The 14,150-nt window shown below is 62.8% G+C and carries 13 protein-coding genes; 5 read left to right on the top strand and 8 right to left on the bottom strand.

The features are described from left to right. Positions 1–133: 133 nt before the first annotated feature. Together AB9K34_RS11845 and AB9K34_RS11850 are read left to right on the top strand one after the other, a co-directional pair. Positions 134–2,194, top strand: coding sequence for an acetate--CoA ligase family protein (locus AB9K34_RS11845; protein WP_369954636.1), 2,061 nt, complete (start codon positions 134–136; stop codon positions 2,192–2,194). Continuing rightward, positions 2,191–2,976, top strand: coding sequence for a carnitinyl-CoA dehydratase (locus AB9K34_RS11850; RefSeq protein WP_369954637.1), 786 nt, complete (start codon positions 2,191–2,193; stop codon positions 2,974–2,976). Before AB9K34_RS11845 ends, AB9K34_RS11850 begins: the two co-directional genes overlap by 4 nt. 9 nt (positions 2,977–2,985) lie before the next feature. Here the strand turns inward: AB9K34_RS11850 and AB9K34_RS11855 are convergent, their stop codons facing one another. Next, a complete protein-coding gene (locus AB9K34_RS11855; RefSeq protein WP_369954639.1) occupies positions 2,986–3,618 on the bottom strand; it encodes a class I SAM-dependent methyltransferase in 633 nt (210 codons plus the stop codon). Positions 3,619–3,705: 87 nt separating this feature from the next. Here AB9K34_RS11855 and AB9K34_RS11860 point away from each other — a divergent pair, with 87 nt between their 5' ends. Next, entirely contained in the window at positions 3,706–4,548 is an 843-nt protein-coding gene (locus tag AB9K34_RS11860) for an SDR family oxidoreductase (RefSeq protein ID WP_369954640.1), read from the top strand. Here the strand turns inward: AB9K34_RS11860 and dxs are convergent, their stop codons facing one another. The 6 genes from dxs to AB9K34_RS11890 are packed head-to-tail and all read right to left on the bottom strand — an operon-like array spanning position 4,549 to position 9,792. After that, the gene (gene dxs, locus AB9K34_RS11865) at positions 4,549–6,477 is read right to left on the bottom strand and encodes a 1-deoxy-D-xylulose-5-phosphate synthase (RefSeq protein ID WP_369954641.1); all 1,929 of its coding nucleotides are present in this window, start codon (positions 6,475–6,477) and stop codon (positions 4,549–4,551) included. It abuts the gene before it with no gap. 24 nt (positions 6,478–6,501) lie between these two features. Next, on the bottom strand, positions 6,502–7,368 hold the full coding sequence (locus AB9K34_RS11870; RefSeq protein ID WP_369954642.1) for a polyprenyl synthetase family protein: 867 nt from the start codon (positions 7,366–7,368) through the stop codon (positions 6,502–6,504). Continuing rightward, entirely contained in the window at positions 7,369–7,611 is a 243-nt protein-coding gene (locus AB9K34_RS11875) for an exodeoxyribonuclease VII small subunit (RefSeq protein ID WP_369954643.1), read from the bottom strand. Next, positions 7,608–8,534 (bottom strand): histone deacetylase family protein, encoded by a 927-nt coding sequence (locus tag AB9K34_RS11880; RefSeq protein ID WP_369954644.1) that lies wholly within the window; start codon positions 8,532–8,534, stop codon positions 7,608–7,610. The genes AB9K34_RS11875 and AB9K34_RS11880 overlap by 4 nt, the downstream gene beginning before the upstream one ends. A gap of 47 nt (positions 8,535–8,581) precedes the next feature. Then, entirely contained in the window at positions 8,582–9,283 is a 702-nt protein-coding gene (locus AB9K34_RS11885; RefSeq protein ID WP_369954645.1) for a response regulator, read from the bottom strand. Beyond that, complete coding sequence (locus AB9K34_RS11890; RefSeq protein ID WP_369954646.1) at positions 9,283–9,792, bottom strand: MarR family winged helix-turn-helix transcriptional regulator; 510 nt, start codon at positions 9,790–9,792, stop codon at positions 9,283–9,285. The genes AB9K34_RS11885 and AB9K34_RS11890 overlap by 1 nt, the downstream gene beginning before the upstream one ends. 158 nt (positions 9,793–9,950) lie before the next feature. On the opposite strand from AB9K34_RS11890, the gene AB9K34_RS11895 reads away from it, so the two are divergent. Both AB9K34_RS11895 and AB9K34_RS11900 read left to right on the top strand, forming a co-directional pair. Then, positions 9,951–10,817: a branched-chain amino acid aminotransferase gene (locus AB9K34_RS11895; RefSeq protein WP_369954647.1), complete on the top strand. Its 867-nt coding sequence runs from the start codon at positions 9,951–9,953 to the stop codon at positions 10,815–10,817. Between the two features lie 113 nt (positions 10,818–10,930). Beyond that, entirely contained in the window at positions 10,931–12,490 is a 1,560-nt protein-coding gene (locus AB9K34_RS11900; RefSeq protein ID WP_369954648.1) for an alkaline phosphatase, read from the top strand. A gap of 60 nt (positions 12,491–12,550) precedes the next feature. Here the strand turns inward: AB9K34_RS11900 and AB9K34_RS11905 are convergent, their stop codons facing one another. Next, positions 12,551–13,996, bottom strand: a complete 1,446-nt coding sequence (locus AB9K34_RS11905) for a fasciclin domain-containing protein (RefSeq protein WP_369954649.1) — start codon at positions 13,994–13,996, stop codon at positions 12,551–12,553. Between the last annotated feature and the right edge of the window lie 154 nt (positions 13,997–14,150).

Here is a 14,150-nt window from a genome sequence, read left to right on the forward strand (position 1 = left end):
TTTCAACAGGAAAAAGGGGAGACGACCGGATGATCGCCCCCCGAACGGAAAGAGCACGCTCTTTTCCCTGCACGGCCATCGGCGTCCCCGCCTGTGCCGTATCGGCAGTCTGGCGCCGAAGGGTTAACATTTCATGTTCCGCAGCCGGTCCGGCACGTCGGCGGGTGTACCGATGACGCGTGACCTGTCGCGGATGCTGGCGCCGCGCGGAATTGCGGTCATCGGTGGCGGGACCTGGTGTGCGTCGATCGTGAGCGCCGCGCGGCGCATCGGGTTTGTCGGAACGATCATGCCCGTTCATCCCGACGGGCGCGAGATTGCCGGGCTGCGTGCAGTGCCGTCCGTTGCCGATTGCGCGGTGCCGATCGATGTGGCCTTTGTGGGCGTGAACCGGCATGCAACCATCGATATCGTGTCGCAGCTGTCACGCCTGGGCAGTGGCGGCGCGGTGTGTTTTGCCTCGGGGTTTACCGAGGCGTCAACCGAAGATGCCAATGGGCCAGATTTGCAGGCCCGGCTGGTTGCGGCGGCTGCCGATATGCCCGTGCTTGGACCGAACTGCTATGGATTCGTCAATGCGCTGGACCGGGCGGCGATCTGGCCGGATCAACATGGCATGCGGCCAGTGGAGCGCGGTGTTGCGATCCTGACGCAATCGTCGAACATCGCGATCAACATGACGATGCAGCAGCGGGCGTTGCCGATTGCCTATATGGTCACTTGTGGAAACATGGCGCAAACCAGCCAGGCCGAGATTGCCGCCGCGCTGCTGGACGACAATCGCGTGACGGCGCTCGGGCTGCATATCGAAGGGTTTGGCGCGTTGCGCGACTGGGAAATGCTAGCGCGCAAGGCATATCGGCGCGGGATTCCGCTGGTGGCGCTCAAGCTGGGCAGATCGGAACAGGCACAGCGCGCGGCGGTATCGCACACGGCCTCGCTTGCGGGAAGTGATGCCGGCGCGCAGGCTTTCCTGGATCGGTTGGGGATTGCGCGGGTCGACACGGTGCCCGAGTTGCTGGAAACGTTGAAACTGTTGCATGGGGTGGGGCCGCTTGCGTCGAACCGGATCGCTTCGATCAGCTGTTCGGGCGGCGAGGCGAGCCTGATCGCGGACATGGCGCTTGGGCACGAACTTGTGTTTCCGCCATTGGGGCAGCATCAGAAAGAGGCGCTGAGATCGGCGCTCGGACCGATGGTCGCCTTGGCCAACCCGCTGGATTACCACACCTATATCTGGCGCGATACCGAAGCCATGACGCGAGCCTGGGCGGCGATGGCCGCAGGAGATGTCGCTCTGACAATGAGCATTGTCGATTACCCGCATACCGACGCCAGCGACTGGGATTGTGCGACAGAGGCCGCGCTCGCGGTCCGGGCCCGCAGCGGCGCGCCCTTTGCCATCGCGGCGAGCATGGCCGAACTGATGCCGGTGTCCACGGCGGAACGGTTGATGTCGCACGGTGTCGTACCGTTTTCCGGGCTGGCGGAAGCACTTGCGGCCGCCCAGGCGGCGGCGCGCGTGTCCGAGCCCGATCCGACTCCCATATTGCTGCCCGGTAAAGCGACCGTCGACACGGTACTGACCGAGGCGGAGGCCAAGGCGGCACTGTGCCGTCACGGGCTGCCGGTTCCGGCCTTTCGCATAGTTGCAAGCCAACGGGCGCTGATGGAAGCAAGCGCGGAGCTTCGTCCGCCTTTTGCGCTCAAGGGCGTCGGGCTGGCGCACAAGTCGGAACATGGGGCTGTGCGGCTCGGGCTGGCACGGGACGCGTTGCAAGAGGCCGCGCGACAAATCGGCACCGACGCGTTCCTGATCGAGGAAATGGTCGCCGACGGGGTCGCCGAACTGCTGGTCGGCGTGCTGCGCGACGAGGCACATGGTTATGTGCTGACGCTGGGTGCCGGTGGCATTTTGACCGAATTGTTGCGCGATACGGTATCCCTTTTGCTGCCGGTTACCGAGGCCCAGGTCGAAGAGGCGCTTGGCCGGCTTGCCATCGCCCCGCTGCTGGCCGGGTATCGCGGCCAGCCCGCCGCCGACATGAGGGCGATCCTGCACGCGGTGATGGCGGTGCAGGACTATGTGGTTGCCAACGCGGAAACCGTTGGTGAAGTTGAAATCAACCCGCTGATCTGCACGCCCGACCGGGCGGTTGCGGTGGACGCGCTGATCCGAAAGGCAAAGACATGACGACATCCCCGATTTCCACCTCGCGCGAGGGCGCCGTGCTGATCGTGACGCTGAACCGGCCCAAGGCAAACGCCATCGATCTTGTGACCAGTCGGGTCATGGGCGAGGTTTTCCGTGAATACCGGGATGATCCCGACCTGCGGGTCGCCGTTCTGACAGCCACGGGCGACAAGTTCTTCTGCCCTGGCTGGGATCTGAAGGCCGCCGCGGACGGGGATGCCGTTGATGGCGATTATGGCATCGGCGGGTTCGGCGGCCTGCAGGAACTGCGCGGGATGAACAAGCCGGTGATCGCGGCCATCAACGGCATCGCCTGTGGCGGCGGGCTCGAACTGGCGCTGAGCGCCGACATGATCCTGGCGGCGGATCACGCCACCTTTGCCCTGCCGGAGATACGGTCGGGCACCGTCGCGGATGCGGCGAGTGTCAAGTTGCCCAAGCGCATCCCCTATCACATCGCGATGGAACTGCTGCTGACCGGGCGCTGGTTCGATGCCCAGGAGGCGCATCGCTGGGGGCTGGTCAACGAGGTCCTGCCAGCGGACGCGCTGATGGAACGGGCGATGGAGCTGGCGCGGCTGATCGCGAGCGGCCCGCCGCTGGTCTATGCTGCGATCAAGGAAATCGTGCGCGACGCCGAAGACTCCAAGTTCCAGGACGCAATGAACCGGATCACCAAGCGTCAGTTGCAGAGTGTCGACATTCTCTATTCATCCGAGGATCAGCTGGAAGGCGCGCGCGCCTTTGCGGAAAAGCGGGACCCGGTCTGGAAGGGTCGATAGGCGGGCCGCTCAACGCTTGCAGAATACCGCGATCAGAGCGATGTCATCGCGGTGTTCGCCGGTGGCAAGATCGCCGTAGATCCGTGTCTCTTTCAGCGAAAGCGCCTGAATCCGCGTTTCCGCGAGTTTTGCGAGCTTGGCGGCGAAACCGGCGCATTCATAATGCTTCGCATTGATGGACAATGCAAATTGCGCACCATGCCGCGCGACCGGCAACAGAGCGTCGATTGCGTCGGGCCCCACATGACCGGTGGTGAAAGTGCCGGAGGACACGATGCCGGAATAGCTCTCGTGCGGAACCGGAATACCAAGGTTCAGATCGGCTTCGATGGCATCGCGATAGATGTCCTTGCGCATTGCCTGATCGAGCATCTCGGCGCTGATGTCGGTTGCATCGATCGGTCCGACGCCGAGATCGCCCAGCACTGCGCCGCACAGGCCGGTGCCCGCCCCCACATCGAGAACCGGCCCCTGCCCGCCAGCCGCGACAAAGGCGCGCGCCGTGTGCACATGCAGTTGGTAATCCTCGCGCGCGGCAAAGGACTGATCGTAATCACCGGCCCATTCCGCATAGAGACGCCGGGAGTCCTGCGGCGTGTTCAGCGCATAGGCTGATTTCAGATCGGGTGCATCATCGCTCATCAGCCCATCAAAGTCACAACCGGGATTCGAATCAAGTGCGTCGTTGAAGCACTTGCATCTGATCAAGCCGCGTATCATCAAGGAACGATGACCGGTACACTTCTCTCCATGGGCCACGGCTATACCGCGCGGGCCTTGTCAAATCGGGTGGCTCCTGCGGGCTGGCGCGTCATCGGCACCACCCGTGACCGGGACCAGCTTGACAACATTCGGCAATCGGGCGCCGAACCGATGCTCTGGCCCGGTGACGTACCGCCATTGGACGGGGTGACACATCTGCTGATTTCAACGGCGCCGACCGAAGAGGGGGATCCGGTACTGCACGCCCTCGGACAGGAGATCGCCCGGCGCGCCCGCCAGTTTCAGTGGGTCGGCTACCTGTCGACCACGGCGGTCTATGGCGATCATCAGGGCGCATGGGTAGATGAGACGACACCCGCAACCCCGGCCTCCAAGCGCGGACGGCTGAGGGTGCATGCAGAAGAGCAATGGGCCGCGATACCCGACCTGCCGCTGCATATCTTTCGCCTCGCGGGCATTTACGGCCCCGGACGCGGTCCGTTCTCGAAACTGAAACGCGGCGGTCTGCGCCGGATCATAAAACCCGGTCAGGTGTTTTCGCGCATTCACGTCGACGATATCGCCACGGTGCTCGCGGCCTCGATGAACCGCCCCGATCCCGGCGCGATCTATAATGTCTGCGACGACGAACCGGTGCCACCGCAGGATGTCATCGCCTATGCGGCGGAACTCCAGGGCTTGCCGCTGCCGCCCGCCGTGCCCTTCGATGAGGCCGACCTGAGCCCGATGGCGCGCAGTTTCTATAGCGAGAACAAGCGGGTGCGCAACGACAGGATCAAGCGGGACCTCGGCATAACACTGCGCTACCCCGACTATCGCTCGGGTCTGACCGCCCTGCACGGCACCTGATCAGGCGCGTTGCTCGCCAATTGTGGCCACGCCCAGCACTTCAAGAACCTTGGCCTCGATCTGTGCGGCCCCCATACCCGCGACCCTGTACATGTCCGCCGGGCTGGCCTGGTCGATGAACGTGTCGGGCAGCACCATCGAGCGGAACTTCAGCCCGTGATCAAACACCGCTTCATCGGCCAGCAACTGCGCCACGTGGCTGCCAAAGCCGCCCACCGCCCCCTCTTCGATGGTGATCAGAGCCTCGTGATCCTCCGCGAGGGACAGGATCAGGTCACGGTCCAGCGGTTTGACAAAGCGGGCGTCGGCAACGGTTGGCCGAATACCCTTTGACGCCAGCGCCTCGGCGGCCTTTTGCACCTCGGCCAGACGCGCCCCGAAGGACAGGATCGCAACGCGCTTGCCCCGCTGGATCATGCGCCCCTTGCCGATCTCAAGCGGTTTTCCCTGCTCGGGCAATTCCACGCCCACGCCTTCTCCGCGCGGAAACCGGAACGCGATAGGCCCATCGTCATGCGCGACCGCAGTCGCCACCATATGTTTCAACTCGGCCTCATCCGCCGCCGCCATCACCGTAAAGCCCGGCAGGTTCGCCAGGAACGCGGTATCGAAACTGCCCGCATGGGTCGCACCATCAGCACCGACGAGCCCGGCCCTGTCGATTGCAAAGCGCACCGGCAGGCGTTGAATCGCGACGTCATGCACGACCTGATCGTACCCGCGTTGCAGGAAGGTCGAATAAATCGCGCAGAATGGCTTCATCCCGCCCGCCGCGAGCGCCGCCGAGAAGGTGACCGCGTGCTGCTCGGCGATCCCCACATCGAAACAGCGGCTGGGAAAGCGCTCGGCGAACAGGTTCAGACCGGTTCCATCCGGCATCGCGGCGGTCACGGCGACGATCTTGTCATCCGCCTTGGCCATCTCGGTCAGGGTCTTGCCGAACACGCTGGTATAGCTGGGCGCGTTCGACGGTGCCTTTTTCTGCTCGCCGGTCACCACGTCGAACTTGGCAGTGGCGTGGCCCTTGTCCTGGGCCCGTTCGGCGGGCGCATAACCCTTGCCCTTGCGGGTCAGCACATGGATCAGAATGGGGCCCCGTGCCCGCGCCTTGACCGTGCGCAGCACCGGCAAAAGCTGGTCCATGTCATGCCCGTCAATCGGTCCGACATAGGAAAAACCGAGCTGTTCGAAGAGCGTGCCGCCGACCGCCATGCCTTTCAGAACATCCTTGGCCCTCCTGGCCCCTTCGCGGAACGGCTCCGGCAAGAGCGACACCGCACCCTTGGCCGCGGCCTTGAGCTCCTGAAAAGGCTCTTCGGCGTAAAGCCGCGACAGGTACGAGGACAAGGCCCCGACCGGCGGTGCGATGCTCATCTCGTTATCGTTCAGGATGACGATCAGCCGCTTGTTCAGATGGCCTGCATTGTTCATCGCCTCAAAGGCCATGCCCGCGCTCATCGCGCCGTCTCCGATCACGGCGATGGCGTCGCCCAGACCTTCGGGCGTGACACCCCCCAGGTCGCGCGCGACGGCAAACCCAAGTGCGGCGCTGATTGATGTGCTGGAATGTGCGGCCCCGAACGGATCATAGGGTGACTCGCTGCGCTTGGTGAACCCGCTCAGCCCATCCTTCATCCGAAGGGTGCGGATGCGGTCGCGCCGTTCCGTCAGGATCTTGTGCGGATAGCACTGGTGCCCCACGTCCCAGATGATCTTGTCGCGCGGCGTATCGAACACCGCGTGCAGCGCCACGGTCAGTTCGACAACCCCGAGCCCCGCGCCAAGGTGACCGCCGGTCACGGAAACCGCCGAAATCGTCTCGGCACGCAATTCGTCGGCGATCTGGCGCAATTCCGCATCGCTGAAATGCTTCAGCTCTGCCGGACGGGTCACGCCGTCCAGCAAGGGCGTGTTTGGTCGGTCTGCCATATGCCGCCTCCCTGCGGGGCTGTTTCAACTCTCGCGCGCAATAACGAAACGGGCGGCTGCGCGCAATGTTTCGGCCTCGCTTCCATAGGAATCCAGCGCCGCACTGGCCTGCTCGATCAGGTCCGAGGCGCGCGCCCGGGCACCATCCAGCCCCAGCAGCGACACAAAGGTCGCCTTGTTGGCCTCTGCGTCCTTCTGAAGGCGCTTGCCCGCTTTATCGGCATCGCCCTCGACATCGAGGATGTCATCGGCGATCTGGAATGCAAGTCCGAGCGCACCGGCATACTGCCGCAAGGGCTCGGGATCGCACCCGGCCAAGCGTGCGCCGGCACAGGCCGACCATTGGATGAGTGCCCCGGTCTTGCCGGCCTGCAACATGGTGATCTGATCAAGTGTCAGCGCTTCGCTTGCCGCTTCCGCCGCCATATCGAGCGCCTGCCCCAGAACCATGCCCTGCGCACCGCTCGCCCGCGCCAACGACAGGGCCAGTTCCGCGCGTATCTCCGCCGATCCGCTCTCGGGGTGGCTCACCAGTTCGAATGCAAGGCTTTGCAGCGCATCCCCGGCGAGCACCGCCACCGCTTCGTCCCATTTGACATGCACTGTCGGACGGCCACGGCGCAGATCGTCATCATCCATGCAGGGCAGGTCGTCATGCACCAGCGAATAGGCATGCAGCGCCTCGATCGCCGTCGCCGGCCAGATCGCCTGCCCCGGTGCAACGCCATGAAGACGCGCGGATTCCAGCACGAGAAACCCGCGCAACCGCTTGCCGCCCTGGGTGGCATAGGCCATCGCCTGCACCACGGGCACCTGGTCCAGATCACGCAGAACTTGATCAAAATGGCGCTGGATCCGCTCGGCGGCCCGCGCCAGTCGCTCCGGAAACATCTATTGCGCGTCGACCGGGGTGGTTCCGGTGGGATTGCCGTCGCTGTCAAGCTTGATCGCGGCGACCTTTTCCTCGGCCCGCTTGAGCTCTTCCTCGCACCGCTTCTTGAGTTGCGCCCCCCGCTCGTAGAGCGAGATCGAATCGTCCAGCGGCACGTCCCCGTGCTCCAGACGGTCGACCACCGACTCGAGTTCCTTCATCGCCTGCTCAAAGCTCATTTCTGCAACGGGGGTATCGGTCATTTTGCGGCCTTCATCAGTTCCTGCACATGCGCCAGCACCGACGCGGACAGCGCGTGCAAATCATATCCGCCCTCCAGTGTCGAGACCACCCGGCCATCGCACAACTCATCCGCCAGCTTGCACAGTTCGGCGGTCAGCCAGGCAAAATCCCCGGTCTGCCATTCGAGATTGGCCAGCGGGTCATCTGCATGGGCGTCAAACCCTGCCGATATGATGATCAGTTCAGGTTTGAAATCGCGCAGCCGCGGAAACGCCTTGTCCTCGTACTCGCGCCGCATATGCGCCCCGTCCGACCCGGGGGGCAGCGGAATGTTCAGGATGGTGTCATAAGCCCCGGTTTCATCGGCCCGCCCGGTGCCCGGAAACAACGGAATTTGCTGGCTGGTGATCAGCAATGCGCGCTTTTCGTCCCACAGCAAATCCTGCGTGCCATTGCCGTGATGCACGTCAAAATCCACCACCGCGACCCGGTTAAGCCCGTGATGATCCAGCGCATGTTTTGCCGCCAGCGCCGCATTGCCGAACAGGCAGAAGCCCATTGGTGTTTCGGTCTCGGCATGGTGGCCCGGTGGACGAACGGCGGCAAACGCGTTCGGAGCCTCACCGCCCAGTACCATGTCCACCGCGCGCACCGCCGCACCCGCCCCACGATAAGCGGCGTTCAGCGTGCCGGGCGACATCCACGTGTCACCATCAAGCGCCACCTGCCCTTCGGAGGGAAGCGCGCGGCGCAACCCTTCGATATATCCCGCCGGGTGGATGCGCAGAATGTCGTCATCCGCCGCCATCGGTGCCGTCACGCGGTTCAAGTCCAGCGGTTCGAGCGTGTGCAGAACATGCTCCAGACGGGCGACCCGCTCGGGATGCCCGTCGGGCGTGACATGCGTCAGGCAGTCGGCATGGGTGAGCATTGCTGTTTTCATCGCTGATCCCCTTCCCTCGGTCTCGTTCGCTTTGAAAGCCGCGCCGGTCAGTCGGGCGCCAGCATGTATCCCGCGCCGCGCACCGTTTGCAGATAGCGCGGCTGCTTCGGGTCGGTTTCGATCTTGCGGCGCAGTCGGGTAATCTGCACATCGACCGCGCGTTCCTGCGCCTGCCCCCGGTCGCGGCCAAGATCCTCGACCAGTTTGTTGCGGCTGACCGGCTCGCCCGGGCTGGCAGAGAATATCTTCATAAGCTGACTTTCCGTCGCGGTGAGCCTGACGAGGTCATCCCCCTGCCACATCTCGCCGCGCTCGATATCATAGCGGATTGGTCCCAGATGCAGGATTTTGGGCACCGTGTCACCCGCCGGCGTTTCCGGCATCCGCCGCAGGATGGCATTGATGCGCAGCAACAGCTCCTTGGGTTCGAACGGTTTCGCGAGATAATCGTCGGCACCCGCCTCAAGCCCGGCAATCCGGTTCTCGGTCTCGCCCCGCGCAGTCAGCAGCAGGATCGGTGTCGCCAGGGATTCACGCAGGCTGCGGGTCAGCGTGACGCCGTCCTCGCCCGGCATCATCACGTCCATGACGATCAGATCGAAATCCAGCCCCGACAGGATACGACGTGCATGCGCCGCGTCCCGCGCCGCCGTCACCAGAAATCCGTTCCTGATCAGAAACTTGCGCAACAGATCCCGTATCCGCTCGTCATCGTCGACGATCAACAGATGTGCATCCAGCTCCGCCATCAGGCTCCATCCCTCAACTTGACATATGCGCGGCGCATGTCGGCATCCATCATCGCCTCGAGCACCTGCTTGAACCCCGCCACCGCCTCCGGCCCCGCATCGCGAAAGGCGGCGCGCATCCGCGCCCGCTGGGCATCGCTCAATTCCTGCTCGAGTTTCAGGCCGCTTTCGGTCAGAAAAAGGTGGCGTTCGCGCTTGTCGCTGGTGCCGACGCGGCTCTCGACCAGACCATCCGAAATCAGCGTCCGCAGCACCCGGTTCAGCGATTGTTTGGTCACCCCGAGTATGGCCAGCAGATTGTTGACCGTCGTTCCCGGCGCGCGGTTGATAAAGTGAATGGCCCGGTGATGGGCACGGCCATAGGCCATCTTGCCGAGAATACGATCAGGATCGGCCGTAAAGCCCCGATAGGCGAAGAACATTGCCTCGATACCCTGTCTCAGCTGCTCGTCCGTCAGGAACAGCAGGCTTTCGCCACCGTAAACCTGCGCTGCACGCCCGTCAGACATGATCTGCCTCTCACCCGATTTTTGCCAGCATACGTCAGCCTTGTTGACATTCCAAGTGCGAAGAGGTATCGAATCGCGATTTTAGCGTAATATTGTGTCCGATCCGGACATAAGCGCGCAACAAATGCAAAGGCGCCCAATGCACAGGAGGATGCGCAATGTCAGGCTATGATGATCGTGACGGCCAAATCTGGATGGATGGCAAGCTCGTGGACTGGCGGGGTGCAAACGTACATATTCTGACCCATGCGCTGCATTACGCGTCGTCGGTGTTTGAAGGCGAGCGCGCTTACAATGGCAAGATCTTCAAATCACGGGAACATTCCGAGCGTCTGATCAAGTCCGGCGAGCTGGTCGGTTTCGAAATTCCCTATACGGTCGACGAGATCGAGGCCGCCAAGCAGGAAGTTCTGACCGCCAGCGGTCTCAAGGATGCCTATGTACGTGCGGTTGCTTGGCGCGGGGCCGGCGAGGATATGGGCGTCGCGTCGGCACGCAACCCGGTTCGCATGGCCATCGCCGTATGGGAATGGGGTGCCTATTACGGCGACGCCAAGATGAAGGGGGCCAAGCTCGACATCTCCAAGTGGAAACGCCCGAGCCCGGAAACCATCCCGGTACATGCCAAGGCGGCAGGCCTCTACATGATCTGCACGATGTCCAAGCACGAGGCAGAGGCCAAGGGATGCTCGGACGCGCTGTTCATGGATTATCGCGGTTATGTCGCCGAAGCCACGGGCGCAAACATCTTTTTTGTCAAGGATGGCGAAGTGCATACGCCCAAGGCCGATTGCTTCCTGAATGGCCTGACCCGACAGACAGTGATCGGCATGCTCAAGGATCGTCAGATCAAGGTGCACGAGCGCCACATCATGCCCGAAGAAATGGAAGGCTTCGAGCAATGCTGGCTGACCGGCACCGCTGCCGAGGTGACGCCGGTGGGGCAGATCGGCGACTATACGTTCGAAGTTGGCACGCTGACCCGCGAGATCGCGCAAGACTACGAAAAGCTGGTCCGCAACTGATCCACAGGCGGGTGAACGTCGCGGCGATTGTCGCGAATATTTCATGATACTGCCGACTGACGTTTACACGGCTGCAATCCTATCCGCGCATCTAGCCAATCAGGATTGCAGCCATGAACAAACTCTACAGACCATCCCGCCGCGCCGTGCTGGCGGGCGGAACCGCCTTTGCCGCATCGCTGGCCATGCCCGCCATCAGCCGGGCCTCTTCCCGCCCCGTCTTTACCCATGGCGTGCAGTCCGGCGATGTCGACATGTCCAGCGGGATGATCTGGACCCGCACAGACCGCCCCGCGCGCGTGTCGATGGAAGTCTCTACCACCGAGAGCTTTGCCGATGCGCGCCAACTGGCGCCGCTGGATGCGGTTCCGTCAAGCGATCTGGCCGTCAAGCGGCTGATCGAGGGTCTGCCGTCGGATCAGGATATCTTCTACCGGTTCGTTGCTGCCGATCTGCAGGACGTGAATGCGATCAGTGAACCGATTGTCGGTCGCTTCCGCACCGCACCGGCGGCCCGCCGCGACGTGCGCTTCGTCTGGTCGGGCGACACCGCCGGACAGGGCTGGGGCATCGACGAGGACGGCATGGCCACCTATGCCACGATGGCGCGTCACCAGCCCGATTTCTTCATCCATTCCGGCGACACCATCTATGCGGATGGCGCCATGCAGGACGAAGTCGAACTCCCGGGTGGCGGCATCTGGAAAAACACCGTCCTGATCGACGAGAAGCGCAAGGTTGCCGAAACGCTCGACGAATTCCGGGGCCAGTGGAAATACAACATGATGGACGGCCATGTACGCGACATGAACGCCATCGTGCCGACCTATTTCCAGTGGGACGACCACGAGGTGGTCAACAACTGGTCCGCGTCCAAGGACCTGACCGCGGATGATCGCTATACCGAAAAGTCCGTCGCCCTGCTGCAATCGCGGGCCGCACGGGCCTTTCACGAGATGTCGCCCATCCGCTTCACCCCGCAGGAACCGGGCCGCGTGTATCGCAAGATCGGCTATGGCCCGATGCTCGACGTGTTCTTCCTCGACCTGCGCAGCTATCGCGGTCCGAACAGCGACAACGTGCAGGAAACCGAATCCGACGCGACCCGCATCCTCGGGCAAGAGCAGATGGCCTGGCTCAAGCGCGAACTGGCCCAGTCGCAGGCGACCTGGAAGGTCATCGCCTCGGATATGCCGATCGGGCTGGTCGTGCGCGATGGCGACACCAGGTTCGAAGCGGTCGCCAACGCCGATGACGGCACGGCCAAGGGCCGCGAGATCGAAATCGCCGAGTTGCTCCGGTTCATCAAGACGGCAAGGATCACCAACACCGTCTGGTTCACCGCCGACGTCCATTATACGGCGGCGCATTACTATGATCCGAACAAGGCACAGTTCCAGGATTTCGAACCCTTCTGGGAATTCGTCTCGGGGCCGCTGCATGCCGGTACGTTCGGACCGAACGCGCTGGATGGTACCTTTGGACCAGAGGTCAAATACGTCAAGGCTCCGACCGAAGAGCAGGGCGTGAACCTGCCGCCGAGCGCGGGGCTGCAATTCTTTGGTCTTGTCGATATCGACGGTGCCACCCAGCAGATGACGGTGCGTCTGATGGATCGGGCCGACACCGAGTTGTGGTCGGTCACCCTCGACCCGACGCAAGCGGCGATCTGATCGGATTGCGAAACAGAAAACGGGCCCCGGCATCTGTCCGGGGCCCGCATCGGGTTGGGATCAGACGAGTACGAAATCGTCCGCGTCGATCTTGTGCACCCATTGCAACAGGATCGAATCGTCTCCGGCTTCGATTTTCAGCCCGCGATTGGTGACCGTCGCAGCGTCGAGCACATCCTGCTCTGTCGCGAAATCCTCGCGCGACAGAAGGAGTTCATCGCGCCAGAAGAAATCCCGCACGATGTTGTCGCCGGACAGGTTGGTAAAGTCGAACGTGTCGGCCCCCAGTCCACCGACAAAGCGGTCGTCGCCCGCATCATCGACCAACCGGTCCTTGCCACGGTTGCCGATCAGATAATCATCACCCTCGCCGCCAAGGATGACATCGGCCCCCTTGCGGCCGAAAATGATATCGTCTCCGCTGCTGCCGATCAGGACATCCTTCTTGTGCGTGCCCTTGACAAAGCCGCCGTTAGGCTCGCCCAGATCAAGCGGCACAAGCACCCGGTCGATCGCCTGGATCTCGCCATTGGCGGTGGTGATATCGGTCAGGCCGTCAATGAACCTGGCATTGGCGATATCGGGATCGGCATCGACCAGTTCATTGCCATCAATACCAAGACGCGCGCCGTCAAGCGCCGTGTCGACGAGCCGCGCATCTTGCAATTCCGCAACCGACGCGCCGCCGATCTTGAGGTGATAAAGCAGGACATCCGTCACCTGCTCGGCACCCAATGCAGTGACAAGAGCCCCGGCGATCTCCGCATCCGCCAGCGATGAGACGTCCAGCCCCAGGTCGGCGGCGAGTTTGCGAAACGCCTCATCGGTGGGTGCGAACACGGTGAAGGACGCATCGCGATCGTCAACGACCGCATCAAGGCCCGTCGCCGAAAGCGCGGCGGTCAGAACCTCGAAACTGTCATTGGAACCGGCCACATCCGCGATGGTCGGACGCTGCATGGCCTCGGCAACGTCAATCGGCAGGAGAACCCGGTCGATAGCCTGAATGACACCGTTTGTAGCCTGAATGTCGGTCAGCCCGGTAATGAAATCGGGATTTTCGACATCTGGATCCGCGTCAACGAGGGTTGTCCCATTTACGTCAAAGGTCGCGCCCGAAAGCGTCGTGACCGTTCCCTCGGCCTGCAAATCGCTGACTTTGGCGCTTCCGGCCCGCACGTGATAGGTCAAAACACTGGTCAGGGTCTCGACCCCCAGCGTTTCAACCAGCATGGTCGCGATTTCGGTTTCGCTCATGCCCGCGACGTCCAGACCCAGCGTATTCGACGCCAGTTCGACAAAGGCCGCATCGGTGGGCGCAAAGACGGTGAAGTCACCGGGCGCGGTGAACGTGTCGGACAACCCTGCGGCCTTCAGCGCCGCCTCCAGAATGTCGAAATCGTCGTTCTTTGCCGCGATCTCACCAATCGACAAGATTGGTTTCGGTTCCGGAGCCGGCGGAAAGAACTTGTCCAGAATATCCGAAAGAAAACTTAGAAATGACATGCTGATCTCCCTTTAGACGTTTGACGCCACATCGCACCGCGGCACGCCCTTTGCCATTCAACGGGCCGTCGGGCAGGCCGTTCGCGATGCGCGATAAACGGGTATACGCAACACCATCGGGCGCAGATCAGTCCCGCACACCGGAACATTGCCG

It is taken from the genome of Sedimentitalea sp. XS_ASV28 (assembly GCF_041224545.1).
Lineage (GTDB): Bacteria > Pseudomonadota > Alphaproteobacteria > Rhodobacterales > Rhodobacteraceae > Sedimentitalea.